The 25,600-nt window shown below is 73.1% G+C and carries 28 protein-coding genes; 13 read left to right on the plus strand and 15 right to left on the minus strand.

From position 1 onward, the window contains the following. Window positions 1-36 precede the first annotated feature (36 nt). A complete protein-coding gene (locus ACGFNF_RS13245; RefSeq protein WP_393167846.1) occupies window positions 37-267 on the plus strand; it encodes a GntR family transcriptional regulator in 231 nt (76 codons plus the stop codon). Window positions 268-372: 105 nt separating this feature from the next. Here ACGFNF_RS13245 and ACGFNF_RS13250 read toward each other — a convergent pair whose 3' ends face one another. After that, on the minus strand, window positions 373-945 hold the full coding sequence (locus ACGFNF_RS13250; protein WP_393167847.1) for a site-specific integrase: 573 nt from the start codon (window positions 943-945) through the stop codon (window positions 373-375). 413 nt (window positions 946-1,358) lie between these two features. After that, on the minus strand, window positions 1,359-1,598 hold the full coding sequence (locus ACGFNF_RS13255; RefSeq protein WP_393167849.1) for a YrhB domain-containing protein: 240 nt from the start codon (window positions 1,596-1,598) through the stop codon (window positions 1,359-1,361). Window positions 1,599-2,192: 594 nt separating this feature from the next. On the opposite strand from ACGFNF_RS13255, the gene ACGFNF_RS13260 reads away from it, so the two are divergent. Then, complete coding sequence (locus tag ACGFNF_RS13260) at window positions 2,193-3,008, plus strand: superoxide dismutase (protein WP_393167851.1); 816 nt, start codon at window positions 2,193-2,195, stop codon at window positions 3,006-3,008. Between the two features lie 169 nt (window positions 3,009-3,177). Then, on the plus strand, window positions 3,178-4,566 hold the full coding sequence (locus ACGFNF_RS13265) for an LPXTG cell wall anchor domain-containing protein (RefSeq protein ID WP_393167853.1): 1,389 nt from the start codon (window positions 3,178-3,180) through the stop codon (window positions 4,564-4,566). A 234-nt stretch (window positions 4,567-4,800) separates the two neighbouring features. Here ACGFNF_RS13265 and ACGFNF_RS13270 read toward each other — a convergent pair whose 3' ends face one another. After that, window positions 4,801-5,409, minus strand: a complete 609-nt coding sequence (locus ACGFNF_RS13270) for a hypothetical protein (protein WP_393167855.1) — start codon at window positions 5,407-5,409, stop codon at window positions 4,801-4,803. 98 nt (window positions 5,410-5,507) lie between these two features. Here ACGFNF_RS13270 and ACGFNF_RS13275 point away from each other — a divergent pair, with 98 nt between their 5' ends. The 6 genes from ACGFNF_RS13275 (at window position 5,508) to ACGFNF_RS13300 (ending at window position 11,082) form a co-directional block, all read left to right on the plus strand. Continuing rightward, window positions 5,508-6,065: a DinB family protein gene (locus ACGFNF_RS13275; RefSeq protein WP_393167857.1), complete on the plus strand. Its 558-nt coding sequence runs from the start codon at window positions 5,508-5,510 to the stop codon at window positions 6,063-6,065. 118 nt (window positions 6,066-6,183) lie between these two features. Continuing rightward, entirely contained in the window at window positions 6,184-7,077 is an 894-nt protein-coding gene (locus tag ACGFNF_RS13280; protein ID WP_393167859.1) for a septum formation family protein, read from the plus strand. A 184-nt stretch (window positions 7,078-7,261) separates the two neighbouring features. Next, entirely contained in the window at window positions 7,262-8,440 is a 1,179-nt protein-coding gene (locus ACGFNF_RS13285) for a sensor histidine kinase (RefSeq protein ID WP_393167861.1), read from the plus strand. Further along, the gene (locus tag ACGFNF_RS13290) at window positions 8,430-9,596 is read left to right on the plus strand and encodes a hypothetical protein (RefSeq protein ID WP_393167863.1); all 1,167 of its coding nucleotides are present in this window, start codon (window positions 8,430-8,432) and stop codon (window positions 9,594-9,596) included. The genes ACGFNF_RS13285 and ACGFNF_RS13290 overlap by 11 nt, the downstream gene beginning before the upstream one ends. Further along, window positions 9,569-10,282 (plus strand): response regulator, encoded by a 714-nt coding sequence (locus ACGFNF_RS13295; protein ID WP_393167865.1) that lies wholly within the window; start codon window positions 9,569-9,571, stop codon window positions 10,280-10,282. Before ACGFNF_RS13290 ends, ACGFNF_RS13295 begins: the two co-directional genes overlap by 28 nt. Window positions 10,283-10,356: 74 nt before the next feature. Then, window positions 10,357-11,082 (plus strand): hypothetical protein, encoded by a 726-nt coding sequence (locus ACGFNF_RS13300; RefSeq protein WP_393167867.1) that lies wholly within the window; start codon window positions 10,357-10,359, stop codon window positions 11,080-11,082. Here the strand turns inward: ACGFNF_RS13300 and ACGFNF_RS13305 are convergent. The 11 genes from ACGFNF_RS13305 to ACGFNF_RS13355 form a co-directional block, all read right to left on the minus strand. Continuing rightward, on the minus strand, window positions 10,964-11,944 hold the full coding sequence (locus ACGFNF_RS13305; RefSeq protein ID WP_393167869.1) for a GlxA family transcriptional regulator: 981 nt from the start codon (window positions 11,942-11,944) through the stop codon (window positions 10,964-10,966). The two genes, ACGFNF_RS13300 and ACGFNF_RS13305, sit on opposite strands and share 119 nt — an antisense overlap. A gap of 4 nt (window positions 11,945-11,948) precedes the next feature. Beyond that, window positions 11,949-12,557, minus strand: coding sequence for an isochorismatase family protein (locus tag ACGFNF_RS13310; protein ID WP_393167871.1), 609 nt, complete (start codon window positions 12,555-12,557; stop codon window positions 11,949-11,951). A 124-nt stretch (window positions 12,558-12,681) separates the two neighbouring features. Beyond that, window positions 12,682-13,440: a lysophospholipid acyltransferase family protein gene (locus ACGFNF_RS13315; RefSeq protein WP_393167873.1), complete on the minus strand. Its 759-nt coding sequence runs from the start codon at window positions 13,438-13,440 to the stop codon at window positions 12,682-12,684. A gap of 163 nt (window positions 13,441-13,603) precedes the next feature. Further along, the gene (locus ACGFNF_RS13320; protein ID WP_393167875.1) at window positions 13,604-15,661 is read right to left on the minus strand and encodes a glycogen debranching N-terminal domain-containing protein; all 2,058 of its coding nucleotides are present in this window, start codon (window positions 15,659-15,661) and stop codon (window positions 13,604-13,606) included. Further along, on the minus strand, window positions 15,661-16,038 hold the full coding sequence (locus ACGFNF_RS13325; protein WP_357578131.1) for an SCP2 sterol-binding domain-containing protein: 378 nt from the start codon (window positions 16,036-16,038) through the stop codon (window positions 15,661-15,663). Before ACGFNF_RS13325 ends, ACGFNF_RS13320 begins: the two co-directional genes overlap by 1 nt. Before the next feature lie 286 nt (window positions 16,039-16,324). After that, complete coding sequence (locus tag ACGFNF_RS13330; RefSeq protein ID WP_357578826.1) at window positions 16,325-17,020, minus strand: hypothetical protein; 696 nt, start codon at window positions 17,018-17,020, stop codon at window positions 16,325-16,327. A gap of 83 nt (window positions 17,021-17,103) precedes the next feature. Beyond that, on the minus strand, window positions 17,104-17,520 hold the full coding sequence (locus ACGFNF_RS13335) for a CBS domain-containing protein (RefSeq protein ID WP_132239381.1): 417 nt from the start codon (window positions 17,518-17,520) through the stop codon (window positions 17,104-17,106). Window positions 17,521-17,596: 76 nt separating this feature from the next. Beyond that, window positions 17,597-18,037 carry a PPOX class F420-dependent oxidoreductase gene (locus tag ACGFNF_RS13340; RefSeq protein WP_357578825.1) on the minus strand — a complete coding sequence of 147 codons (441 nt, stop codon included), beginning with the start codon at window positions 18,035-18,037 and terminating at the stop codon, window positions 17,597-17,599. Window positions 18,038-18,183: 146 nt separating this feature from the next. Then, window positions 18,184-19,209 (minus strand): aspartate-semialdehyde dehydrogenase, encoded by a 1,026-nt coding sequence (locus ACGFNF_RS13345; protein ID WP_311411981.1) that lies wholly within the window; start codon window positions 19,207-19,209, stop codon window positions 18,184-18,186. A gap of 257 nt (window positions 19,210-19,466) precedes the next feature. Continuing rightward, on the minus strand, window positions 19,467-20,813 hold the full coding sequence (locus ACGFNF_RS13350) for a pitrilysin family protein (protein ID WP_357578824.1): 1,347 nt from the start codon (window positions 20,811-20,813) through the stop codon (window positions 19,467-19,469). Further along, the gene (locus ACGFNF_RS13355; protein ID WP_357578823.1) at window positions 20,813-22,105 is read right to left on the minus strand and encodes a pitrilysin family protein; all 1,293 of its coding nucleotides are present in this window, start codon (window positions 22,103-22,105) and stop codon (window positions 20,813-20,815) included. Before ACGFNF_RS13355 ends, ACGFNF_RS13350 begins: the two co-directional genes overlap by 1 nt. Before the next feature lie 89 nt (window positions 22,106-22,194). Between ACGFNF_RS13355 and ACGFNF_RS13360 the strand changes: the two genes are divergently transcribed. Then, on the plus strand, window positions 22,195-22,935 hold the full coding sequence (locus ACGFNF_RS13360) for a phosphodiesterase (protein WP_357578822.1): 741 nt from the start codon (window positions 22,195-22,197) through the stop codon (window positions 22,933-22,935). Here the strand turns inward: ACGFNF_RS13360 and ACGFNF_RS13365 are convergent. Then, the gene (locus ACGFNF_RS13365; RefSeq protein WP_101415193.1) at window positions 22,902-23,117 is read right to left on the minus strand and encodes a hypothetical protein; all 216 of its coding nucleotides are present in this window, start codon (window positions 23,115-23,117) and stop codon (window positions 22,902-22,904) included. The two genes, ACGFNF_RS13360 and ACGFNF_RS13365, sit on opposite strands and share 34 nt — an antisense overlap. Window positions 23,118-23,566: 449 nt before the next feature. Between ACGFNF_RS13365 and ACGFNF_RS13370 the strand changes: the two genes are divergently transcribed. The 3 genes from ACGFNF_RS13370 to ACGFNF_RS13380 all read left to right on the plus strand — a co-directional run bounded on the left by ACGFNF_RS13370 (window position 23,567) and on the right by ACGFNF_RS13380 (window position 25,562). After that, a complete protein-coding gene (locus ACGFNF_RS13370; RefSeq protein ID WP_357578828.1) occupies window positions 23,567-24,664 on the plus strand; it encodes a 3-deoxy-7-phosphoheptulonate synthase in 1,098 nt (365 codons plus the stop codon). A 306-nt stretch (window positions 24,665-24,970) separates the two neighbouring features. Continuing rightward, window positions 24,971-25,219, plus strand: coding sequence for a hypothetical protein (locus ACGFNF_RS13375; RefSeq protein ID WP_207914538.1), 249 nt, complete (start codon window positions 24,971-24,973; stop codon window positions 25,217-25,219). Between the two features lie 133 nt (window positions 25,220-25,352). Next, window positions 25,353-25,562 (plus strand): hypothetical protein, encoded by a 210-nt coding sequence (locus tag ACGFNF_RS13380; protein WP_393167879.1) that lies wholly within the window; start codon window positions 25,353-25,355, stop codon window positions 25,560-25,562. Window positions 25,563-25,600 lie beyond the last annotated feature (38 nt).

The following is a 25,600-nucleotide window of genomic DNA, read 5'->3' on the forward strand; positions in this document are numbered from 1 at the left end:
GACTCGTGCGTCCTGGTCGTCCATATCGTGAGCCGCATGATCGACCCGATGTCACCGACGCCTCTGTACGTGCAGTTGGCGGATCTTCTCGGGAAGCGCATCGAGGAGGGCGATCTGAAGGCGCGCCAGCCGCTCCCGAGCGAATCCACGCTTCAGCAGGAGTACGGCTTGGCGCGCGGGACCGTCCGCCAAGCCATCGCGCTCCTCCGCGAGCGCGGTCTGGTCGTGACGCTCCCGCAGCGCGGCACGTTCGTCATCGACAAGTAGGCGGGAAGGTACCCCTACCCCGTACGCTCCCGGCTCTCCAGTGAGTCCGGCGAGCGTCCGGAGCCGGGCGGGAGGCGACGAAGGTAGGGATGCGCGCAAGCCAAGTCAGCCGAAGAGGTGCTTCGCGGCCTCGTCCACGGCTGCCCTCTCAATCTCCCGCAGGACATGAGCGTAGGTGTTCATCGTCAGCCCAATCTGGCTGTGCCCGAGCACCTTCATCACGGTTCGGGGCGAGGCACCGGAGACGAGCAGGAACGTCGCGCAGGCGTGCCGCAGGTCGTGCAGCCGCAGCCAGTCGAGGCCGGCCGCCGCCCGGATCTTGTGCCACGTCCGGTCGATGTGGTCCGGGTCCATCGGCGTACCGACCTTGGACGGGAAGACCAGGCCGTGATCCTGCCACCACTCCCCCGCCGCCAACCGGTCCGCGGCTTGCTGGCGGCGATGCGCTCGGAACAGGGCGAGAGTCTGCGCCGGCACCGGCACTGTCCGCCGAGACCGCTCCGTCTTGGGTGCGACGAGTTGCAACCGGCCCTCGGCCCGCTGAACGGTTTGCCGAACGGTCAGGGTGCCGGCCTCGAAGTCGATGTCCGACCAGGCGAGCCCGAGCAGTTCCCCACGACGTCGCCCGACCGTCAGCGCGCAGACGTACAAGGCTTCCAGGCGGTGCCCCCGCAGCACGTCGAGCAGTCGCGGCCTCCTCCACGCCCAGGCCGCAACGCTCAACCTGACGCATAGCCGGCGGACGAACCGACTTCGCGGCGTTGCGGCGCATTAGCTCCTCCCGCTCCGCGTCACCGAGCGAGTTCCGGATCAAGGCGGCCCGCAAGCGGGCCGCGCCGGCCCGGCCCCGGCCTGCTGGCGACCTGCGGCCGGCATCGGCCGGGTCGGCCGGCCACGCTAAGGGACGACACGGTCAGAAGACCTCGGGGCTCCGCCCCGAACTCCGACCCTCCTCAGAGATACCGCCGCAGATCGCCTCGCCGGGCACCACAAGGGCTACCAGCCTCCCGGACGGGGAGATCCGCTCTTGTAGGCGAGCGGCTACGCCATCACCGCATCCCTAGATCAGCCCTGTCCTTCATTGCCAGATCTTAGGCAGAGAAGCGCGCTTCGCCCGTTCGCTTGTCCACCATGACGGGAAGATTGCCAGCCATCGCCTGGTGCCAGTCATCAGCTTCGACGTAGGCCTTCCCGTTGTAGGGAAAGACGTACGCGTCGGCGATGTCCTTTATGGCGTAGTCCACGATGACGACCGGATAGCTGAAACGTCCTCTTACCTCGGCATCCAGAAACTGTTCGGCGACCTGTCTAGCAGCTTCCAGTGAGATCATCGTCTTATCGCCCCTCAGTTGCCGGGCCATCTAACGGCATCACTATTTGCGCTCATTTCTTCGGTTTACCGCTACCGCCGCTAGGGCGCCGACCGCAGCCAGCGGCAGCGACCAAACCAAGCCTTCCCAGTAGGACTTCTACGTGATGACCGAGTAGATCAAGGCGGCTACCGGCAGTCCTAGGGCTGCACCGATGATGACTCGCCAGTGGCTTGTTGACTCACCTCATCATCACAGGAGCGTCCAGCGAACTTAGGGCTGGGACAACGACGTACAGCCAGCCGTACAGCCAAGACCACCGGCTGATGCCGACGCCACCCGACAACGACGGACGGGCTGACCAGGTGCGTAGCCACCCGACCGGCGACGGCGATCGGCGGGTCTGGCACGCGGGCGCCGTCCGGTCACTTGTCGAGCAACGGCGGAGTGGCCTCGGCGCTTGATCCACAGGTCCCATATAGGTGTTCGCCTATCGGAAGGACCACGACAGTGCACAGACGAACGCTCTTGGCCGCAGCCGTCGCCGCGCCCATCGGGGCCGCCATCGCCGGGACTCCGGCCTCGGCCCACCACGGGCACGGCCGGTATCCCTCAGTGATCAACCTGCCGAACGGGTTCTGCCCGGAGGGGATCGCCCGGGGAACCGGCACGAAGATCTACGTCAGCTCGATGGCCGACGGATGCGTCTGGTGTGCCGACCTGCGCACCGGCAAGGGGAAGCTCCTCGTGCCGCCCGTGTCCGGCGCCCAGGCCACGGGCATGGACGTCGAACGAGGCCGGATCTGGGCGGCCTGCGGCAACATGGGCGGCGCGGCCGTCTACCGTGAGTCGACCGGCGAATGCCTGGCGACATACGACTTCGGCGGCGGGTTCATCGACGGCGTGACCGCCACGAAGAAGGCCGTGTTCTTCACCGACTCAAAGAAGGCGAAGATCTATTGCGTCGAGTTCGGCCGCAATGGCTCGCTGCCCGGACAGTCGGGAGTACGCGCGCTGCCGTTGCCGGGTGGGCTCGGTGACCCCACCGCCTGTAACACCGGCATCGTCGCCGCCTGGGCGGGCAAGCTCATTGTCGTGCAGGCCAGGACGGGCCGGCTCTACTGCTTCGATCCCCGCGCGGGCATGGCCGCCCAGATCAGCACCTGCGGCGTGTCGGTGTCCAACGGCGACGGTCTCCTGCTCGAGGGGCGCACGCTGTATGTGGTGCGCAACCGGAACAATGTGATCGCCAAGTTCCGCCTCAACGAGCGGCTGACGCGGGCCACGCCGGTCGACGTGATCCGTGACCGCGACCTCGACGAGCCGTCGGCTGTGGTCTCCTTCGGCTCGAGCCTGTACGCGGTCAACGCGCGGTTGTCCGTCCCGGCGACTCCCGACACTACCTACTGCGTCGTGCGGGTGCGCGACTGATCACTCATCTTGCACCATCCGGCCGGGGATATCCCCGGCCGGATAAAAGGTGAGCATTCAGGGTCGGCGTGGCAGTACCCCTAGCGGGGGATTCTTGTTGGTCCGACGTGACGGATGTCTCTACCCCTCGTTGCCTCCGTTGTCAACGATCACCGCACGGGGGATTTACATGAGCAGAACCTCTATCACGAACGGACCCGCCCGGCTCTGCGCCCGGCTGGCCGCCTTCGCGTTGCTGGCCGGTGCCCTGCTGCTGGGCGGCTCGCCGGCCCTGGCGGCGGAGACAATCAACATCAATCCAGGCAACGTGCCGAGGACGGCAACCCAGGCCACGCAGAACTGCGATCCCAACCTGGGCGGCGGGCCCTTCGCCAACCAGGATGTCTGGGTGTTCAACCTGCCGGGCAACCAGCAGACCACCGGCACGTTCCTGTCGGTCACGGCGACGTTCAGCACGCCCGGTGGCACCGAAGTCCGGACGATCCCGACCGCCCCCACCCCCAACAGCGCCATCGTCAACGACATGGGCACCAGCAAGGCCTGGATCAGGCTCCCGGCTGGTTGGACGCTGACCGGCGCCACGGCGGTCATCTCCGGCACCGCCGACTTCTTCGTGCTCACCCACACCTGCGCCGCGTCGAACCCAGAGGTGAACCCGAAGCTGACCCTGACCAAGACCGGCACGCCGACCAGCGGTCTCCAGGCCGGTGACAAGGTCACCTACACGTACACGGTGACGAACCAGAGCACCGGCACGGCCAACCCGATCACCGGCATCACCGTCAACGACAACACGGTCACCGGCATCACCTGCCAGGCCACCTCGCTCGCGCCAGGGGCCAGCACCACCTGCACCGGCACGTACACCGTCACCAAGGCCGACGTGGCCAACGGCAAGATCGTCAACATCGCCCAGGCGACCGGATTCTTCGGCCAGCAGTTGGTGCCGTCGAACAACGCCACGTTCACCGTCACCACCCAGGAGGCGCAGGCCAGCCTGTCGATCGACAAGAAGGCCCGGGTCGAGTCGGACTGCCGCGACAAGTGTGAGAAGGACGGCTTCGCGGCCAAGGGCGACAAGATCTTCTACACCTACCGGGTGGCCAACACCGGCACCGTCACCATCACCAACGTCGCGGTCAACGACCCGACCGCCGGACCGGTGATCTGCAACAACACCACCCTGGCACCGGGCACGAGCACCGACTGCCACGCCGTCAACCCGCACGTGGTGACCGCGGCTGACGTCAAGAAGGGCAAGGTGGTCAACACCGCCCGGGCGACCGGCAAGTACGGCAGCGCGACCGTGACCTCCGACCCGGTCACCGTCACCGTCTGCATCCGGCACGGCAAGTACGACCCCCGCAAGCACGACAAGGACAAGGGCGGCTGGGACAAGGACAAGGACGGCTGGGACAAGGGCAAGGACGGCAAGCCCCACCTGCCGGTCACCGGCGTCAGCTCCACCCACGCCCTCTCGCTGGGTGGCGGCCTCCTCGCCGCAGGCGCTCTCATGGTCGGCGCCAGCCGGCTGCGCCGCAGGGAGACCCAGGCCTGACCCGTACGGCGGCACTCCAGGAAGCGCATTCGGCCTGGTGAGCCACCGTCGGCGGACGGGGTGACCGGATGCGTCACCTGCCGGCCGGCACGGACACTGAACTCACAGTGCCCGTGCCGGCCGTGCCTGGTTTCTGGGGCCCGCCGGGCGCCCGGCTGCCGTCCCGCACTCCGGGCCGTCGATCATGCCCCGCGCGCCCCGCGGCCCCGTGGCCCCGTGCGCACGACGGGACGGTCAGCGGAGCCGGACGTCGAGGGTCGGAAAGTCGTACCAGGTCAGCTCGAAGGACGAACCGGTCTCCGGCACCACCGGGAAGACGGCCCAGCTCTCCACCCGCTCCCCCGACGCGATGCTGAAGGACTCGTCGGGCCGCGTGGTGGTGCACCAGGTGGACTCGGGACGCACCGTCCGGCCGTCCGACAGGACGATCTCGGAGGAGGTCCGGTCGACCTCGGCGGTCGGGCAGCTCACCGGCCATGGCACCGGCGAGCCGTTGCGGTACGTCAGGTTCAGCCGCAGCTTGCCACCGGTGACCTCAGCGCTGACCAGCGTGACCGTCAGGCCCGCCTGGCTGTAGACCGACCGGTCGAGCTGGTACGTCCGGCCCGCTGGCTGCTCCTTCGTCGGCGACGCACCGGCCCCCGACGACGGACCGGCAGCCGGGGAGCCCGTCGACGGGCCGCCGACGGCGCCGGTGGTGGCCGCGTCCCGCGCGGACAGCGTCGGGTCGGCCCGCCCGGAGTCGCCTCGGCCGGCCAGGAACCAGCCACCGAGGGTGCCGACCACGGCGAGGCACGCCGTCACGGCGACGAGGGCGAGCAGACCGACGTACCTTTTCGTCACGGTGGGCTCCCGACTGCGGTGAGAACGGCGACGGCGCGAAGGTAGCACCACCGTCCAAAGTCGGCGGCTCGTCAGTGGTGCGGCGTAGCGTCGGGGCCATGGACGTCGACTGGAACGGTGAGCTGCTCGAACAGCTCGACTGGCACTGGCGGCTGCAGGCCCGGCCGCGCCTCGACGGGTTGACCGACGCCGAATACCACTGGGAGCCCGTCCCGGATGTCTGGGGCGTCCGGCCGCGCGGCCGCAGCACCGCCACGATGGCGGTCGGGCAGGGCGACCACCTGATCGAGTTCGCGATGCCGCAGCCCGAGCCCGCGCCCGTCACCACGATCGCGTGGCGGCTCGGGCACCTCGTCGTGGGCGTGTTCGGCGCCCGCGTCGCCGCCCACTTCGGCGGTCCCCCGGTGGACTACGGCTCCTTCGCGTACGCCGGCACCGCCGACGCGGCGCTGGCGCAGCTCGACGAGGCGTACGACAGATGGGTCGCCGGGGTGCGCGGCCTGGGCCACGACGGCCTGGCCCGGCCGTGCGGCCCGGCGGAGGGGCCCTACGCGGACCGGTCGCTGGCGACGCTCGTGCTGCACATCAACCGGGAGGCCATCCACCACCTCGCCGAGATCGCGTTGCTGCGCGACCTGCACCTACGGCTCGGCTGACCTCGGCGGTCCTCGGAAAGACCGGCCATGGCACGGGCAGGCCGGCGCCCGCGGGCACCCGGCTCCGCGCCGGGTGCCATATGCTGCGCCGGTTGTCACGGGGCGCGGGGAGGACCACATGCGACGCTGGCTGGGCGTCACGGCTTCGGCTGCGCTGGTCGCGGCGGCGGTGAGCGGGTGCGGCACGCCGGCCGGCACGGACGGGGACCTGACCGACGACTGGCGGCCCGTGGCCGAGGCCCGCCAGTTCGCGCCGCAGGCCGGCGAGTGCCACGTCGTCGCCGAGCCGACCGCCTACCTGACCAGCCACCAGCCGGTCGACTGCGCGAAGGCGCACCTCGTCGAGACGTTCCACATCGGCACGTTCACCGGCGACCTGGCCGCCCGCGCGATCCCGCCCCGCGTCGGATCGGCGGCGATGCGGTCCGCGTTCGCCGAGTGCGACGCCAAGGCCAAGGAGTTCGTCGGCGGCGAGTGGCGCGACGCCCGGCTGTCGGTGCAGGTTGCGCCCACGTCGCCGGCCGGCTGGACGGGCGGCAGCCGGTGGTACCGGTGCGACCTGTTCGAGCTCGACGCGGTGAGCGGCGCCAACGGCGACAACGACTCGGCCGTCAACCGGGCGGGCAGCCTGCGGGGTGCGCTGAAGGCGGCCACCCCGCTGCGGTACGGCTGCGCCGAGGAGGACGAGTGGTCGAACCTGCTGGCGGTGCCGTGCACGAAGGTCCACCGCTTCGAGTACGTGGGCGTCTGGACCGCGCCCGACGTGTCGTACCAGGACGCGACGAAGGACGAGGACGCCGTGCACGCGAAGTGCCGGCCGGTGATCGCCCGCTACGCGAAGGTGCCGGTCGACGGAATGCTCCGTTACCGCACGGGCAGCACGTACCGGTTCCCGTCCGAGGAGGCGTGGGCGCGCGGCGACCGGGGGGTGCGCTGCTGGTACTGGTCCAGCGGGAAGAAGCTGACCCGGTCGATCGCCGGCGGCGGGACGAAGGTCCTGCCGATCAACTGACCGGGCGTCCGCAGGGGCAGGTGGGCAGGTCAGCGTCCTGCCGACGGCGCCGGGAAGAGCTGACCGAACGGCGACACGGCACGCACCGAGGGTGATCGCGGGCCGGTGCTCGTGCTATTCTCCGGCGTCGATCCCCCGTTTTGGCCCGGATCGGGTCGTTGTCGCAGAAGGACCCTCTTTCCCGATGCCGGCCGTTGCCGCCCCGACCACCTCGCCGACCGCGCTGGACAACCCGGCCGGTGGCGCGTTCACCCTCATCTTCACCCGTCTGCCGGCGTTGCTGCGGCTGGCCTGCGGCCTGGCCGGCGCGGTGGTCGCCCTGTCGGTGCGCACTGCGCCCGTCGAGCCGGCGCTGCTGTTTCCGGCCGTCGCGGCGCTTACCGCCTGGTCGGTCTGGTACGCGTTCCGCGCGCTGCGCCACGGCATCGGCCGCCCGATGGTGCTCGGCGACGTGGCGCTGACCGCCGCCGCCTGCCTGGCGATGCCGGTGCTGGTCGCCCCGGAGGTGCTCCCCGGCGAGGTGAGCTGGATCGCGGTGCTGGCCAGCACCACGGTCCTCAACGCGCAGGCCAACGCTCCCATCGGCTGGTCGGTTCCGGCGGGGCTGCTGGTGACGGCGGCGTACGCGGCGGGCGCGCACGCCGCCGGCCAGCCCGACGAGGCCGTCGCGCACGCGGTGACGCTGCTGGTGCAGACGGCCTGCGGCGCGGTGATCACCGCCATCATGCGGCGGCGGATCGGTCGGGCCGACGACGCCTTCGTGGCGCACCAGCGGCTCACCCGGGAGTCGCTGGTCGCCCGGACCGCGCGGGACGCGGAGCGGCGGCAGAACCGGGACCTGCACGACACGGTGCTGGCCACGCTGACCATGGTCGGGCTGGGCGCGGTCGCCGGCCCGTCCGCCGCGCTGCGCGAGCGGTGCGCCGCCGACCTGCGTACCCTCACCGCGCTGGCCGACGCGCGGTCCGCGCCCGAGGAGGGGGCGGTGCCGCTGGACGGGCGGCTGCGGGCGGTGCGCGCCCGGCTGCCCGAGCTGCCGGTCACCACCGAGCTGGCGCCGTGCGTCGTGCCCGCCCCGGTCGCGGAGGCGCTCGCGGAGAGCACGTACGCGGCGCTGTCCAACGTGGTCCGGCACGCGCCGGGCGCGTCCGCCGCGCTGCGGCTGAGCCGGGTCGCCGACACCGTCGTGGTCGAGCTCGCCGACGACGGTCCGGGTTTCGACCCGGCGGCCGTTCCCGCGCACCGGTACGGCCTACGCGAGTCGGTGAGTGGCCGGATGTCCTCCGTCGGCGGGCGCGCCCAGATCGACTCGCGCCCCGGCGCCGGTACCCGGATCCGGTTGGAGTGGTCCGGTGTCGACTGAGACGACGACCGCCCCGGCGCCGGCGGCGCGTACGCCCGACGAGGGCCGGTCCCCGGTGGACCCGGCGGCGGCGGTGGCCGCCGCCTCCGACGGCGGCGCCCGGATCGTGACGGTGGTCATCGCGCTGGCCTGGCACACGGCGATCGCGCTGCCCGCGGTGCTGGGCGCGTGGGCGGAGCTGGCCGCGCCGGCGGTGGTCCTCGCCGGCTGGCTGCTCGTGGCGGCGGTCGGGGTGCTGGCCGGCCTCCGGCTGCTGCGCGGCGCCGCCCTGCCGGCCTGGCCGCTGGCCGTGCTCCTGCTGGTGGTCGACGCGGTGGTTGTCACGGCGGCCGGTGAGCGGCACCTCTTCACCGCCGCGAACTGGGTGTGGGGCACGCTCGGCTGGTTCTTCGTCATGGTGCTGTGGGGGCGGCGGGCCCACGGGCTGATCGCGGCGCTGGGCGTGCACGCGCTGATCGCGCTGGCCGGGGTGCTCGGCCACGGCGCGACCGCCCCCGCCGACCTGGCCCGGTACGCCATGTCCGTCTACGCCACGTCGACCCTTCAGGTGGCGGTCTTCGTGGGCGGCACGGCGATCGCGAGGCTGGCCCGGCAGCGGGCCGGCGCGGCGGCGGACGCCCACGCGGCGGCGGCCGAGCGGGACGCCGCCGAACGGGCCCGGCAGGAGCGGCGCGCCCGCCTGACGCTTGTCAGCGGCGCCGCCGAGGAGGTGCTCGCGGAGCTAGCCGACGGGCGGGCGGACCCGGCCGACCCGGACGTGCAGCGGCGGGCGGTGCTGGCCGCCGCCCGGCTGCGCCGGCTCATCGCCGAGTCCGACGACGTGCCCGACCCGCTGCTGCACGAGCTGCGGGCCGCCGCCGACCTGGCGGACCGCAACGGGCTGCCGATCGACCTGGTGACGATCGGCGACCCGCCGCCGCTGCCGGTGCAGGTGCGCCGCCGGCTGGCCGATCCGCTCACCGCGCTCCTGGCCGACGCCCGGGGCTGGGCCCGGCTGACCGTGGTCGCCGGGCCCGACGAGGTGGTGGTCAGCCTGGTCACGCCCGACCGGGCCGGTCCCGACACCGCCGGACCGCCGGGCGACGACGGGCGGGTGGAGTACCTCTACGAGCGGGACGGGGAGATCAGATGGGCGCAGACGCGGTGGCGGGGGTGACCGCCGGCAGGACGGTCGGCGTGGCGATCGTCGACGACCACCCGGTCGTGATCGAGGGGGTCCGCGTCTGGCTGGCCGCCGAGCCCCGGCTGACGGTCCTGGCGACCGGCGACGACCCGGATGCCGTGCTGCGGGCCGCCCCCGACGCCGACGTGGTCCTGCTCGACCTGCGGCTGCACGGGCGGATGGCCCTGGACAAGCTCGCCGAGCTGAGCACGGCCGGCCGGCGGGTGGTGGTCTACTCGGAGCACACCGATCCGCAGACGATCCTCGCCGCCCTGGACGCCGGGGCGGTCGCGTTCCTGGCCAAGCACGAGGGGCGGGAACACTGCGTGGCCACCGTGCTGGCCGCCGCCAGCGACCGCCCGTACGTGCCGCCGGCGCTCGCCGGGGCGATCGTGGGTGACCCCCGCCCGGACCGGCCCGCCCTGTCCGACAAGGAACGCGAGGCGCTGCTGCTGTGGTTCCAGTCGATGTCGAAGGCGTCGGTGGCCCGTCGGATGCGGATCAGCGAGCACACCGTCAAGCAGTACGTCGACCGGGCGCGGATCAAGTACACCCGAGCGGGGCGGCCGGCCGCCACCAAGGCGGCGCTGCTCGCCCGGGCGATCGAGGACGGCCTAGTCCGGCCGGAGGAGATCGGCATCTATCGGTCACAGGCTTCCTACGACCGGCCGACCCCCTAACGGGCGTCATGACAGCCGGCCCGGGGGTCGGCGACGCTCATGGTGAGATGCCGTCGGCACCGGAGGTCATGACGATGCACGATGACGCGTCCCCCTTCTTCATCGCCCCGCACCGCTTCGACGCGGACGACGACCTGGCCCCGGCGCTGGACCGGCGGCACGAGTTGGTCGTCGAGGCCGGTGAGCGGGTGCTCGCCCGGCACCGGCTGCACGCGTCGGGACATCTGCTCGGCCCGACCGAGGCACGGCGGCGGTGGACGCTGCCCGAGCCGGTGGCGGTGACCGTCACCGACCGGCGGATCGCGTACGCCGGCGGCGGGCCGCAGCTCGCCCTGGTCGACGGCGTCGGTGACGGCGCGCGGCACCGCCGGGGCGTCCGGCTGCCGGGGCTGGTCAGCGGTCAGATCCGCTGGCAGTGGCCGTCCCGGCTGGAGCTGCTGGCGGCGGGGCCCGCAGAGCAGGCCCGCCTGCTGGTGGTCTGCGACGCGCTGCGCACCATCCAGCAGCCGGCCCTCGGCCTCACCGGCCCCGCCGGGGAGATCACCGGGCTGACCCGCCAGGTGCGCCGGGCGGTGGCCGGGTTCCGGCTGGCCCACCCCGAGCTGGTGGACCTGTCGCCGCCCGAGCGGGACGTGCTGGCGGTGCGGGCCGGGGGTGGGCCGGGCGCCGGCGAGACCCGGATCACCCTGCCCGGGTCACTGCCGGTCGAGTTCCAGTCCCGGGACGACTACTACCGGCCGGGACGCTTCGATCGCGGGTGGCACGGGCCCGCAGCCGGCGCAGCATCCGGGCATCGGTGAAGCCGACGGTACGGGCGGCCCCCTCCACGGTGGCGCCGTGCCCGATGAGGTGCTCGGCGCGTTCCACCCGCAGCAGCTGCTGGTAGCCGAGCGGGGTCAGCCCGGTGGCCCGCCGGAACAGTCGGGTCAGGGTCCGCTCGGCCACCCCGCCGACGGCGGCGAGGTCGGCCAGCGGCAGCGGTTCGGCGAACCGGCGGTCGATCAGGTCCTGCACCCGGTGCACGGCGTCGGAGAGGTGGGACCGGTGCCGCAACATGGCGCCGGCCTGCGGCTCGTGGCCGTTGCGCCGGGAGTGCAGGACCAGGGCGCGGGCGATCCGGGCCGCCACCGCCGGCCCGTGCCGGGTGGCCACCAGGTGCAGTGCCACGTCGATGCCGCTGGCGATGCCGGCGGAGGTCACCACCCGCTCGTCGACCACGTAGAGCACGTCGCGGACCACCCGCGCCGACGGGAACCGGCGGGCCAGCTCGTCCTGCACGTCGTGGTGGGTGGTGCAGCGGCGTCCGTCGAGCAGGCCGGCCCGGCCGAGGGCGTACGCGCCGGCGCAGACGCTGGCGACGGTGCCGCCGGCGGCGTGGTGGTCGGCCAGCCGCCGCAGGTCGTCCGGCCCCACCGGCCCCTGCGGTCCGTGCGCGTGCAGCCGCCATCCGGGTACGACCACCAGGTCGTCGCAGGTCAGCTCGGGCCACCGGAGCCCGGCCACCAGCGGTACGCCCTGCACGGTCGGCACGACCTCCCGGTCGGCGACGTAGTGCAGCCGGTAGTCGTACCCGAGGTCGGCGGCGGTGGAGAAGACCTGGGCCGGGCCGGCGAGGTCCAGCAGGTGCAGCTGCGGGACGAGCAGGAAGACGACCCGGGCCATCGGCTCAGGCCCGCGCGCCGGCCGGGGCCGCGCCGGTCAGCTCGGCCACGCTGCGGATGGTGGCGAAACGGCCGGCGAGGGCGTACTCGGTGCGGGCGGTCATCTCCTCGCTCGACAGGGTGCGCGGGTCGGCGAGGATCTCCTCCGGCGTGGCCGTGGCCGGCAGGTCCCGGTGCGGGGTCGGGAAGGTGACCGTCGCGTCCGTCACGAAGATCACCTCGTAGCCGAGGTCGCAGCCGACCCGGGCGGTGGTCTCGACGCACTGCTCCGTACGGATGCCGCAGACGGTGATCCCGCGGACGCCCGCGGTCGTCAGCACCTGCTGGAGGTTGGTGGTGGTGAAGGCGTTGTGCGACGTCTTCACCAGCGTGGGTTCCCCCGGGGCGGGCGAGAGCCCCTCGATCAGGCGGACGTGCCCGTTGGCCGGGTCGAAGACCCCGCCGGTGCCCGGCTCGGCGTGCAGGACCCAGACGACCAGGTCGCCGCGTCGCCGGGCGGCGGCGACGAGCCGGTCGACCCGGCCGACGATGTCGGGGTTGGAGGCGTACGCCCAGCTGGGGCGGCGGCGGAAGGACTCCTGCACGTCGATGACGACGAGTGCTGCTCTGCTCATGGGTTGAATCCTCGCCGGGGACGCGCCGGCGCGGCAGGCACCATCCCGCCCCGCTGCGGAACGATCCGGCCGCCCCCGATGCCCGGGGGCCTCCCTCGGGCATCGGGTCGATCGGGGCCCCCGCTCAGGCGTCGGGGTCGACCGCGGCGGCCCGGCGGCGGACCTCCAGGTCGGCGGCCTCCTCCAGGGTGGGCGCGGTGCCGCCCAGGTGCACCGGGAGCCACCAGGTGTCGTCGGGGCCGGCGGGGGCGTCGGGGTACTCCCGCTGGGCCCGGTCGACAAGCGCCGTCAGCCGTTCCTTCAGGTCGACGGTCATCGCGTTGGCGTCCGGGTAGGCCGCCGGGTACATCGGCTCGCCGACCAGGATGGTGATCGGGGTGTGCCGGCGGGTGAGGGTGCGCGGCCGGCCCTTGGTCCAGAGCCGTTGGGTGCCCCAGAGCGCCACCGGCAGCACCGGCACACCGGCCTCGGTTGCCATCCGGGTCGTCCCGCTCTTGAGCGCCTTGACCGTGAACGACCGGCTGATCGTCGCCTCCGGGAAGACACCGACCACCTCACCGCGCTTCAACGCGCTGACCGCCGTCGCGTACGACCCGGCGCCCGCCCGCCGGTCCACCGGGATGTGCCGCATGCCCCGCATCAGCGGGCCGGACACCTTGTGCGTGAAGACGGACTTCTTGGCCATGAACCGCACCAGCCGCTTCGCGGGGTTCGCGCCCAGCCCGCAGAAGATGAAGTCGAGGTAGCTGACGTGGTTGCTGGCCAGCACCGCCCCGCCCGTACGCGGCACGTGGTGGGCACCCTCGATGGTGATCTTCAGGTCGAGGACCCGGAACATCGTCTTGGCGGCGGCGATCACGGGCGGGTACACGAGTTCCGGCATGGCGCGAACTTACCCTGCCAGCCTGAGCCCCATGCCGGCCCGCCGGGTTCACCACGCCGGCCGGTGCTCGCCCGCCCACGTCGGCCCGCCACGGTCGCGGCGACCGGCCGGCGGCACCCGGTCCACGGGGTCGCCGCCGGCCTCCACGGGAGCCGGACCTCCGCTAGTCGGCGAGCCGGTGCAGGTCGAGGCGGCCCCGGGCGAACGCGTCGACGCGGCCCCACCGGCCCGGGATGTCCAGCACCTCGATCCGGCCCATCCCGATGGGTAGCCGGGGCTCCACCGCGAGGTGCCCCTCGTGCGGCTCCAGGCCGAGCATCGTCCGCAACAGCAGCAGCGGCGTGCCGGTCGACCAGGCCTGCGGGCTGCACGCGGTCGGGTACTCCACCGGGAACTTGGTCAGCTCGCGGGGGTAGCCCCCGAACGCCTCCGGCAGCCGGCCCTCGAAGTAGGTGGCCGCGTCGAGGATGCCGTTGGCGATGACCGCCGCCTCCTCGGCGAAGCCGTACCGGCGCAGGCCCCAGGCGATGAAGGAGTTGTCGAACGGCCAGATCGTGCCGTTGTGGTAGCCGATCGGGTTGTAGCGGACCTCGCCCTCGGCCAGCGTCCGCACCCCCCAGCCGGTGAAGAGCCGGGGCCCGACCAGGTGCTCGGCGATCTTCCCGGCCCGGTCGTCGTCGACGATGCCGCTCCAGAGCAGGTGACCGATGTTGGAGCTGAGCACGTCGCACTGGCGGCCGTCCGGGTCCAGGGCGAGGGCGTAGTACTCGCCGTCCGCCACCCAGAAGTCCCGGTTGAACCGCTCCTTCAGCGCCGCCGCCTCCCGCTCCAACCGGTCGGCGAAGTCCGGGTCACCCCAGAACTCGCGCGCCAGGCGGGCGGCCCGCAGCTTCGCGTCGTACGCGTACCCCTGCACCTCGCAGGTGGCCCGGGGGAACGGCGGCAGCGTGCCGTCCCGGTAGGAGATGGAGTCCCAGGAGTCCTTCCAGCACTGGTTCTCCAGGCCGGTGTCGGTGTTGCGCCGCTCGTACCAGATGTAGCCGCTGCCGACCAGGTCGGCGTAGTCGTCGATCCACTCCAGCGCGGCCCGGCACTCCCGCTCCAGCTCCCTGACCAGCTCGACGTCCCCGCTCCACTTCTCGTACTCGTCGAGCAGCACCAGGAACAGCGGGGTCGCGTCCACCGACCCGTAGTACGGCGAGTGCGGCTGTTCCTCGAAGGCGGCGGTCTCGCCGTACCGCATCTCGTGCAGGATCCGGCCCGGGTCCTCGTCCCGGAAGTCGTCGAACCGGGTGCCCTGGAGCGAGGCCAGGATCCGCAGCGTGGTCTTCGACAGCTCCGGCGTGAACGGCAGCGTCTGCAGGCAGGTCAGGATGCTGTCCCGCCCGAACATGGTCATGAACCAGGGCAGGCCGGCGGCCGGCAGCGTCGCCCCGCCGAGGGAGAGCGGCGAGAAGCGCAACGCGGCCAGGTCGATCAGGCTGCGCCGGTACGTCGAGGCGACCCGGCCGTGCTGACTGTTGACCTTGGGGGCCCTGGCGATCCACTCCTCGAGGTCATGCTGGAGGGCGAGCCGCTCGGTGGTGTGCGCCCGCAGCCCCATCCGCAGGTCCCGCCCGCCCGGGGAGACCGCCATGGTCTTGACGTCGATCTCGGATTGCCACTGCTCGTTGGGCTGGAGGTGGATCGAGTAGGCGAAGCCCTTGCGGTCGTAGCGCGGAGCCGGGGACGCGGAGATCAGCGTTTCCCGGATGAAGTTGCCCCGCCGGTAGCCCAGGCGCAGCCGGTCGGACTCGACCTCCGTGTAGATCTCGCCCTTCTTGTTGAGGATCTCGTCCTTGACCTGGAACAGGTCGGCGAAGTCGGACGCCGCCTCCATCCTGATCTCCAGGTCGATCGGCTTCTCGTCGTGGTTGAGGATGGTGATCGTCTCCCGGAAGCTGCCCCCCACCGCCCGCTCCCGGACGATCGACAGCTTCGCGTCGACGTAGTGCGTCGCCATCCCCGGCACCAGGAAGAAGCGGGCCTCGTAGTACTGCAGGTCGTCGTACGACAGGGGGGTGAGCCGGTCCCCGTTGACCGTCAGCACCCACGTCGACAGGAAGCGGGTGTCCAGGGCGAAGAACCCGGTCGGCTCGCTCGGCGTCGCCTCGATGTCCCCGGTGTCCTCCGACACCACGAAGGTGCTGCCGTCCAGGATCCGGATCGTGTTCTGCCCCATCACCGCACCTCCTGACAGGCCTCGAAGTGCCGGCGTGGTCCACGGGTGTCCGGATGGCTGGGGAAGAGCCGCTCCATCTGCACCACCAGCCGCAGGTCCCCGCTCACCGTCATGTCCCCCCGCAGCAGCGCGGCCACCCCGTGCTCGCGACCGGCGGCGAGCTCCTCGAAGAGCTCGGGGCTGGTCCCGACCACCGTGTCGGCCTCCTGGTCCTCCTGGCTCACCTGGAGCCGCCCGCGGTCGATCCGCAGCAGCCAGTGCGTCGTGTGCGCCCCCTCGTGCAGGTCCAGGCGCAGGGTCCCGGAGGACTTCGCCAGCAGGGGGTCGTACCCCCGCCGGTCGAGGTCCTCGAAGAACCTCGTCGTCGCGTCCACCATCGGGTCTTCTCCTCCCCCGTCGGGCAATGTCCCTGCACGGGGTCCCCGTCCGGTGCGGGGCCAACCTCGCCCGGACCGGGTGAGTCGCCCGGCCGGCGGGGTGGCCCTGCCGCGGGACGGGTTAGGGCCTGTTTCATAAGAACTGGCCGGCCTGCGGCGGGCCCGGACGACGACCGGCGGCGTTGCGGTTTCGTCCGGATACAACACCGGTATCCGGACGAAACCGCGCCTTGCCGGATCGCCGCCCGGACTCCGCCTCGGCTCGACCGCCCTTATGAAACAGGCCCTAGATCAGGAGGGTGTCGTGGCGGTCGTGCCGGCGGCGGACGTGGCCGCGCCACCCGGCGAGCAGCGCGATGAAGGTCCAGCCGGCACCGCCGAAGAGCAGCGCCCCGACCATGCCGCCGGAGTCGACCCGGTCGGCGGCCTCGAGTTCGACCACCCCGTCGGGATCGGTGAGCACGGCAAGCCGGTCGCCGACCCGGTAGCCGGGGTTGCTGCCCTGGTGGACCAGCGGCTCGTCGAGGCGCCCGTCGGCGCCCTCAAGCGTGAAGGCGTGTCGCTTGCCGACGACCGACACGTCGACGATCGTCACCTCCTGGCGGACGCCGCGCGCCTCCAGCACCGCCTCGGGGGCGAGCTGCACCGAGCCCACGAGGACGAACAGGGCCGGCCCCATGGCGAGGAACGCCAGCCACGCGGCCCGGTGCAGCAGACGCACGGCGAGCACGAACACCAGGCAGAGGAGCAGCCCGGTGACGATCGGGACGACAGTCGCGCCGACCGCCACGTACGCGATCGCGGTGTTCACCCCGACCACGGCCAGGCCGAACAGGACCAACAGCACCGTCATCGCCGTCGACCTGCCGGCCGACCACGCTCCCGCCACCGGCACGGGCCCGGTCGGCGGCAGGGTGGGTCGGACGTCGGGGCGCCAGCCGGTCGGCGCGATCCGGCCTGGCGCGGGGGGCTCTGCGGGCACGCCGGGATCATAGTTCCGGCGGTCCAGCCGAGGGCCAGCGCGCCGGCTCCCACCTCGGGGAGCCGGCGCGCCGACGCGTACGGTCAGTTGTTCGGTTCGTCGGCGCTGATGTCGGCGAGCACCGACTGCGGTTCCCGCTCCACGGCGAGGTCACCCATCGAGACCAGGCCGACCAGCCGCCCGTCGTCGATGACCGGCAACCGGCGTACGGCGTAGGTCCGCATCAGGTCGGCGGCGGCGACCGCGTCGTCGTACTGGCTGACCGTGATCACGTCCTTGCTGGTGATCCGGTTGAGCGGGGTCGAGTTCGGGTCCATGTTCTCGGCCACGCCCCGGACCGTGATGTCCCGGTCCGTCACGATGCCGATGACGTCGTCGCCGTCGGTCACCACCACGTCGCCGATGGCGCTGTCGCGCATCTCCTGCGCCGCGGCGATCAGCGTGTCGTTGCCGTCCATCGTCACCAACCGGGTCGTCATGAACTCTCCGACCGTTGTCATGGTGCTCCCCTCTCGGTGTCGGCACCGCCGTCTACCCGCCGACCGGACGGGGTAACGCGTGCGCGCCCGGCCCGGGTCAGGCGCGCGGCGGGAGGCCGTAGAGGCGCTCGACGTGCAGCCGGAGCACGAGGCGCCCCTCGGCGACCATCGCCCGCCGGTAGTCGGCCCAGTCCGGATGTTCCCCCTGGATCGCCCGGTAGAGGTCGACCAGCTCCGTCACGGTCGCGTCCTGCGGGTCGGCGGCCACCGGCGTCAGCTCGGCGCGCCCCTCCACGACCGCGTACGCCCAGCCGTCGTCGCTGGCGACGTGGAACGAGGCGCGCGGGTCCCGGCGCAGGTTGGCGGTCTTGGCCCGGCCGTCGGTCACCGAGACGCGGATCAGGGCCGAGCCGCTGTCGAAGGCGTAGATCACGGTGGAGAGCTGCGGGCGACCGTCCCGCTTGAGCGTGGCCAGCACCCCCAGCCGGTGACCGGCGATCAGCTCCGTCAACGCCCGCTGGGTCTCGTCGTCCGCCACGGCAACCTCCGCTCGACCGGTCACGGCGTTCCCATCGAACCACGGCGGACGCCCCGCGTGACTGCCGTACGCCGACGCGGCGGGCCGCACCGGGGGACGCGACGGGCCCCCGCCACAGCCGGCGGGGGCCCGGGAAGGCGCGTCGGTCAGCGGCGCTCGGCGGCGACCAGCTCGGCGAGCTGCACCGCGTTGAGCGCGGCGCCCTTGCGCAGGTTGTCGTTGGAGCAGAACAGGGCGAGGCCGTGCTCGACGGTCTCGTCGGCGCGGATCCGACCGACGAAGGTGGGGTCCTGGCCGGCCGCCTGCAACGGGGTCGGCACGTCCGCGAGCGCCACGCCGGGGGCGCCGTCGAGCAGCTCGCGGGCCCGCTGCGGGCTGATCGGGCGGGCGAACCGGGCGTTGATCTGGAGCGAGTGGCCGGTGAACACGGGCACCCGCACGCAGGTGCCGGAGACGCGCAGCCCGGGGATCTCCAGGATGCGGCGGCTCTCGTTGCGCAGCTTCTGCTCCTCGTCGGTCTCGAAGCTGCCGTCGTCGACGATCGAGCCGGCGAGCGGGAGCACGTTGAACGCGATCGGCCGGGCGAACGAGCGGGGGGCCGGGAACTCCACGGCCGCGCCGTCGAAGGCGAGGCCGGTGGCGTGCTCGGCGACCTTGCGGACCTGCTCGTCAAGCTCGGCGACGCCGGCCAGGCCGGCGCCGGAGACCGCCTGGTACGTCGAGACGACCAGGCTGACCAGCTCCGCCTCGGCGTGCAGCGGGCGCAGCACGGGCATCGCGGCCATCGTCGTGCAGTTCGGGTTGGCGATGATCCCCTTGGGGCGTACGGCGGCGGCGTGCGGGTTGACCTCGGCGACGACCAGCGGCACCTCCGGGTCCATGCGGAACGCCGAGGAGTTGTCGATGACGACGGCGCCGGCGGCGGCGACCCGGGGCGCGAGTTCCTTCGCGCTGCCCTTGCCGGCGGAGAAGAGCACGATGTCGAGCCCGGAGTAGTCGGCGGTGGCCGCGTCCTCCACGGTCACCTCGCCGTCCCGCCAGGGCAGGGTGCGCCCGGCCGACCGCGCCGAGGCGAACAACCGCACCTGCTCCGCCGGGAACTCCCGCTCCGCCAGCACCTGCCGCATCACGCCACCGACCTGGCCGGTGGCCCCCACAATGCCGATCCTCATGCCCGCGAGGCTACCCAGCCCGGCGACCCGACCGGGAACGCTTTCCCACCCACCGGGGCCGGCGGCGCTCCCGCCCGGCGGTGGCCGTGGTCACCCCGGGCCGCGCCGGGACGCAACGACATCGCCGGAGGGGCCGGTGGGACGGGAGGATCGTCAGCCGGCGGGGCGGCCCGCCGGAGCATCCACGCCGGCCGCCCCGGACGGGCCACCCGCGCCGACCGGGGGCGGCGCGATCCATGTCACACCCCCCGCGCCGGTCAGGAGGCGTGCTCGACCAGCTCGCCCAGGCCGGCGGCGACGAGTTCGTCGCGGATCACCGCAGCGTCGCCCTCCACCACGATGGTGAGATCCTCCGGACGCAGGTGCGTGGCCGCCGCCGCGGAGACCTCCGCCAGGTCGGCGGAGAGCAGCGACTCGCGCAACCGGGCGTGGTAGTCGTCGGGCAGGTCGTGCACGACCAGGGTGGTCAGCGCGGAGGCGATCGACCGGGGGCTCTGCAACTCGACCGAGAGCTGCCCGGCCCGCCAGGAGCGCGCGACCGCCAGCTCCTCCTCGGTCACCCCGGTCTCCCGGGTACGGGTGATCTCGCCGACCGCCTCGACGACGGCCGGCGCGGTGACCGCCGTCTGCACGCTGGAGCTGACCCCGAACCGGCCGAACCGGCGGGACGAGGCGAAGTCGCCCCGGATGCCGTACGTGTAGCCGCGTACCTCGCGGATCAGGTGGTTGAGCCGGGAGGTGAACGCCCCGCCGAGCACCGTGCCGGCGAGCGTCATCGGCACGTGGTCGGGGTGGGAGCGGTGCGGCGACGGGTGGCCCAGTCGCAGCGTGGACTGCACCGAGCCGGGCCGGTCCACCAGGATGATCCGCCGGCCGGGGCGGGTCGGCACCTCGATCGGGCCGCCCCGGTCGACCGGCCCGCCACCGGTGCCCGCGAACGCCGCCGCGCCGAGCGCGTCCAGGTCCAGCCGGTCCAGGTCCCCGGCGACGACCAGCGTGCCGGGACGGATGAACCACTCGGAGTGGAAGACCGTGACGTCCTCGACGTCCAGCGCCGCCACCGACTCCGGGTCGCCGTAGAGGGGACGGCCCCAGCGGTTGCCGGCGCCGAACAGGTCCGCGCGCAGCGCCGCGTCGGCCCGCGGGCCGGGGTTGGCCCAGTCCATCCGCAGCGCGGTCGCCTCGTCGTCGCGGACCCGCCGGACGTCGTCCGGGTCCAGCTTCGGGGTGCGCACCGCCTCGGCGAGCAGCTCCACGGCGGCGTTCAGGCGCTCCACCGGCACCTGCACGCTGACCTGGAAGGAGTCCCAGTCCAGCCCGATCACCAGCTCGGTGCCGAGCCCTTCGATCGCCAGCGCGTACGCCGTCGCGTCGCGCTGCGCGGTCCCCTCCTCCAGGGCCTTGGCGAGCACCGCGCCGAGCCCTTCCTTGCCGGTGGGCTCGCGGACGGCGCCCGCGTCGAGCAGCAGCAGCGCCACGGCCAGGTTCTGCCCGGGCAGGTGCGCGGCGACCACCTGACCACCCGCCACCGTGCGGCGGACCACCTGCGGGAACCGGTACGGGCGGGCGGCGCCGGGCCCGGGACGGTCGGCGATCAGCGTCATCAGGGCTTCTCCTCGGGCAGGTAGGTCAGGGTGACCCGGTCGTCGGAAGCGAGCACCTCGGCGGCGGCCTCGGCGATCTGCTCGGCGGTCACCGCGAGCCAGGCCGGCAGCCGCTCCGCGGCCTTCGCCGGGTCGCCGAACTGGGTGGCGTAGCGCCCGAGCGTGTCCGCCCGGCCGTCCACCGTGGACATCTGCCGCCACCACGAGGTGCTCAGCAGGGACTTGGCCCGGTCCAGTTCGGTGGTGGTGACCGGGACGGTGGCCAGTTCGTCGACCACCTCGGCCAGCCCGGCGCCCAGCCGTTCGGCGCTCACCCCGGGGCGGGCCGTGGCGGTGGCGATCAGCGGCGCGGGGGCGTGCGCCAGGTCCACGCCGTACGCCCCGACCATGTCGGGCTGGGCGATCCGCTCGCCGTCGGCGAGGCGCTGGTAGAGGCGGCTGCCCCGGCCGCTGCCCAGCACGGTGGCGAGCACCGTCAGCACGTCGTAGCCGGGGCTGCCGAAGGGGTGGGTGCGGTGCGCGACGTAGACGCGCGGCGCCGGCACCTCGGCGGTGACCGTCTCCACGGCGGGTCGGCCGGTGGCCGGGACGGTCCGGCCGTCCGGGGCGGACGGGATCTCCGCGCGCGGCGGGATGGCGCCGAAGTACTTGTCGGCCAGCGCGAACACCTCGGCGGCCGAGGCGTCGCCCACGACGGTGAGCACGGCGTTGTTCGGCGCGTAGTACGTCCGGTGGAACGCCTGGAAGGTGGCCAGGTCGGCGGCGTTCAGGTCGGCCATCGACCCGATCGTGGCGTGGTGGTAGGGGTGCCCGGGCGGGTAGAGCAGCGGCAGCAGGCGCAGCCAGGCGTCGCCGTAGGGCACGTTGTCGTAGCGCTGGCGCCGCTCGTTCTTGACCACGTCCCGCTGGTTGTCCAGCGTCTCCTGGGTCAGCGCGGGGACCAGGCCGCCCATCCGGTCCGCCTCGAGCCACAGCGCCAGTTCCAGGTGCTCGGCGGGGACGGTCTCGAAGTAGTTGGTGCGGTCCGGGTTGGTGGTGGCGTTGAGCGAGCCGCCCGCGCCCTGCACCAGCTTCATGTGCTCGGTCTTCGCCACGTTGACCGAGCCCTCGAACATCAGGTGCTCGAAGAGGTGCGCGAAGCCGGTCTGGCCCTCGGGCTCGTGGCGGGAACCGACGTCGTACCAGAGGTTCACCGCGACCGCCGGGGCGGTGCGGTCCTCACTCACCACCACGCGCAGGCCGTTGTCCAGGCGGGTGGTCTCGATGGGCCAGGGGTAACCGCTGTCGGGCATGGCACGACGCTATCCGATCAGGTGGGCGGGAAGGGGACGCGCCGCACGCGGCGAGGCATCGACCGGCGGCCGCCGGGTACCGGGGAGGCATGCCGCCTGCCGCCACCGTGACCGACCGGGCCGCCGTCGCGGTCGACCGCGCGACCGCCGCCCTGACCCGGCTGCGCCGGGCCCGCCTGCTGCATCCCGCGGGCCGCTCGTTCGCGGGCGAGGTCGTCGTCTGGGGTACGCCGGGACCGCCGACCGGGGTGCCGCTGCTGGACGGCCCAGGCCGCTTCCGGGCGACCGTCCGGCTCTCCAAGGGCGTGCCCACGCCGGGCTCCTGGCCGGACGTGCTGGGGCTGGCCGTGCGGCTGCACCGCGACGGTGGCCGGCCGTTCGACCTGCTGGTCAGCTCCAGCGGGGCCGCGCCGCTGCTGCGGAACCTGCCGCTGCCCCGGCGGCGCTTCGCGGGGACGTACAGCACGATCATGCCGTTTCGCGCGGGTCGGCGGCGGCTCTTCCTGGCCGCGCTGGCCGACCCGGAGTCGCCCGACCTGGGCCGCAGCCTGGCCGAGGTGGCCGCCGCGGCCCGGGCGGACGCGCCGCGCCTGGTGCTCGCGGTCGCGTCCGCCGTCGGACCGTGGCGTCCGTTCGGGCAGGTCAGCCTCGGTGCCCAGCTCAGCGCCCGGGAGGACGCGGCGCTGGCCTTCGACCCGATCGGCAACCTGCCGCCGGGGCTGCGGGCGGTCGGCCCGATCGCCTGGCTGCGGGAGCACAGCTACCGGGGCTCGCGACGGACCCGGGGGGCCGTGGCTCAGTCGGGGGGCTCGATGGGGGTCACCGTCTGATCGGAGGTACGCCGCTCCAGCACGGTGTCGGGGGCGGCGTTGCGGTCCTCCTCCCGGAGGTCGGACTCGGCGAGGATGGCCTCCGCCTGCGCGTGGGGGTCGTCGCTGCCGGCCGCCGCCTCCTCCGGCAGCAGGTGTGCGCGGGACTCCACTCGTTCCTGGTCGCTCTGCTCGTGACTCATGACCGCCCACATACCCCGCCGCCGCCTCCGGCACGCCGCATGATCGCGCCCGGCTGATCGCGACCGGCCCCACCGGTGCTCGGGATCTCGGAGTTCGAGACGTGGATCCAGCCGGTGCCGGCGACGGAGCAGGCGCCGCCGTCGGGCGCGTCGTGCCAGGTGTCCGACGACCGGTGTCGTGAAACTACCGCCGCACGCATCGATGAAGGTGAACACGAAGCGAGTCTTTCCCGACGACCGGGTGGACCTTCCCGCGCAAACGGGTACGCTGGGCCGCGTGACGCGTTCGTATCGATGGTTTAGGCAGCCGGCTCGCACGCCGGTGACTTCACCATGATCTGACGTCACCACATTCGAGCCGGCCGGGCAGGAGCTCTCGTTCCTGCCCTTTTGCGTACGAGCAGCCGGCTCGACCCGGGCACCGGCCCCGGGGCACGGTCGGCGGAAGGATTCCCACCGTGACGACCCCGGAGACCGTTCGGGTCAGCGATCAGCGGATCGACCGTGTCGTGCCGCTGACCACCCCGGCCCTGCTGCACCACGACCTGCCCCTCGACGACACGCTCGCCTCGGCCGTGCTGGCCGGGCGACGCGCGGTCGGCCGGGTGCTGGACGGCGCCGACGACCGCCTGCTGGTGGTGGTGGGCCCGTGCTCGGTGCACGATCCGGCCGCCGCCCTGGAGTACGCCCACCTGCTCCGCGACGCCGCCGCCCGGGTGGCCGACGACCTGCTGGTGGTGATGCGGGTCTACTTCGAGAAGCCGCGCTCGACGGTGGGCTGGAAGGGCCTGATCAACGACCCCGGGCTGGACGGTTCCGGCGACGTCAACACCGGCCTGCGTACCGCCCGGGCGCTCCTGCTCGACGTGCTGCGCCTGGGGCTTCCCGTCGGCTGCGAGTTCCTCGACCCGATCACCCCGCAGTACATCGCCGACACGGTGGCGTGGGGCGCGATCGGCGCGCGGACGGTGGAGAGCCAGGTGCACCGGCAGCTCGCCTCCGGCCTGTCGATGCCGATCGGCATGAAGAACCGCCCGGACGGCAGCATCGGCACCGCCGTGGACGCCATCCGCGCCGCCGGCGTACCGCACGTCTTCCCCGGCATCGACGTCTCCGGCACGCCGGCGATCCTGCACACCCGGGGCAACGCGGACGGGCACCTGGTGCTGCGCGGCGGCGGCGGGCGGCCGAACTACGACGCGGAGTCGGTGGCCGGCGCCCTGGAGCTGCTGCGGGCGGCGGGCCTGCCCGAGCGCGTGGTGATCGACGCGAGCCACGCCAACAGCGGCAAGGACCACCGCAACCAGCCGAGGGTGGCCGCCGACGTGGCGGCCCAGCTCGACGCCGGCCAGCGCGGCATCGTCGGGATCATGCTGGAGAGCTTCCTGCTCGCCGGCCGCCAGGATCTCGACCCGACCCGCGAGCTGACGTACGGCCAGTCGGTCACCGACGCCTGCATCGGCTGGGACACCACCGAGGAGGTCCTCAGCCACCTGGCCGCCGCCGTCCGCACCCGCCGTCGCACCCCGGCCGCCACCCCCGCCTGACCTCCACCCCGCCCGCCACGGGGGTGGTGGAGACGGACAGTGCCGCCCCCGGGCCCGGGAGGGCTCGGGGGCGGCACCGGTGTCGGTGTGCAGGTCGCCTCTCGGCGAGTGGCACGACGCGGCTCCAGCCGGACGGTATTCCGCGAAGGCAATTTGGGTGAGGCCCGGGGACACTGGACACACCGACACCTGACTCAACCGGGGGCCCGCCGCCGGTGTTCCGGCCCTCGCCATGACCGCCGTCACAGCCCCGGCGACCACTCCGCGCACGGCCCGGCGACGTTTCACCGGTTCCGGCGCGGGTAGCTGACCGTCGTGACCGACGACGCACCCGTGACGGACGCGCCCGTGATCGAGGAGCCGGACATCCGGCGCCTCGACGACCTCCTCGAGGATCTCTACCACGGCCAGGAGCGGATCAGTCAGGCGGACATCTACCGCCGGGCCGTCGCCGCCGAGCTTCCCGCGCAGCTCCTCACCCGCATGGCCGCCCTGCCCGAGGGCGAGTACGCCGTGGACGAGGTGGCCGACCTGCTCGGCGGTTCGGTCACCTGACACCGGGCGGCCGGGACCGGCACGGCCCCGGCGGGCCGTGACGACCCGTCGTGGGGCGAGACCGCCGCCCACCCGTCCCCCGGGGGCGGACGGCCTTCCGCACCGGAGGCCGACGAGCAGTGAGGAGAGCGAGATGTCCCACCACGAGGAAGAGCACGAGAAACTGCCGGCGCTCGGTCAGCCCCCCGGGGGCCGGGACACCCTGCCGGAGCCCGACTTCGCCAACGAGCACGACCGCACCGCGGTCGACCGGGACGTCATCACCGGAGCGGACGCCGACGAGCGCGAGCCGGAGGCCTCCCGTGGTTGGGCGGGCCAGGACCACGGCACGACCCCGACCTGACGCACAGCCACGACGAAGGGGGCCGGCAGTTGAGCCGG

Source organism: Micromonospora sp. NPDC048868, from assembly GCF_043198195.1.
Taxonomy (GTDB): Bacteria; Actinomycetota; Actinomycetes; order Mycobacteriales; family Micromonosporaceae; genus Micromonospora; species Micromonospora reichwaldensis.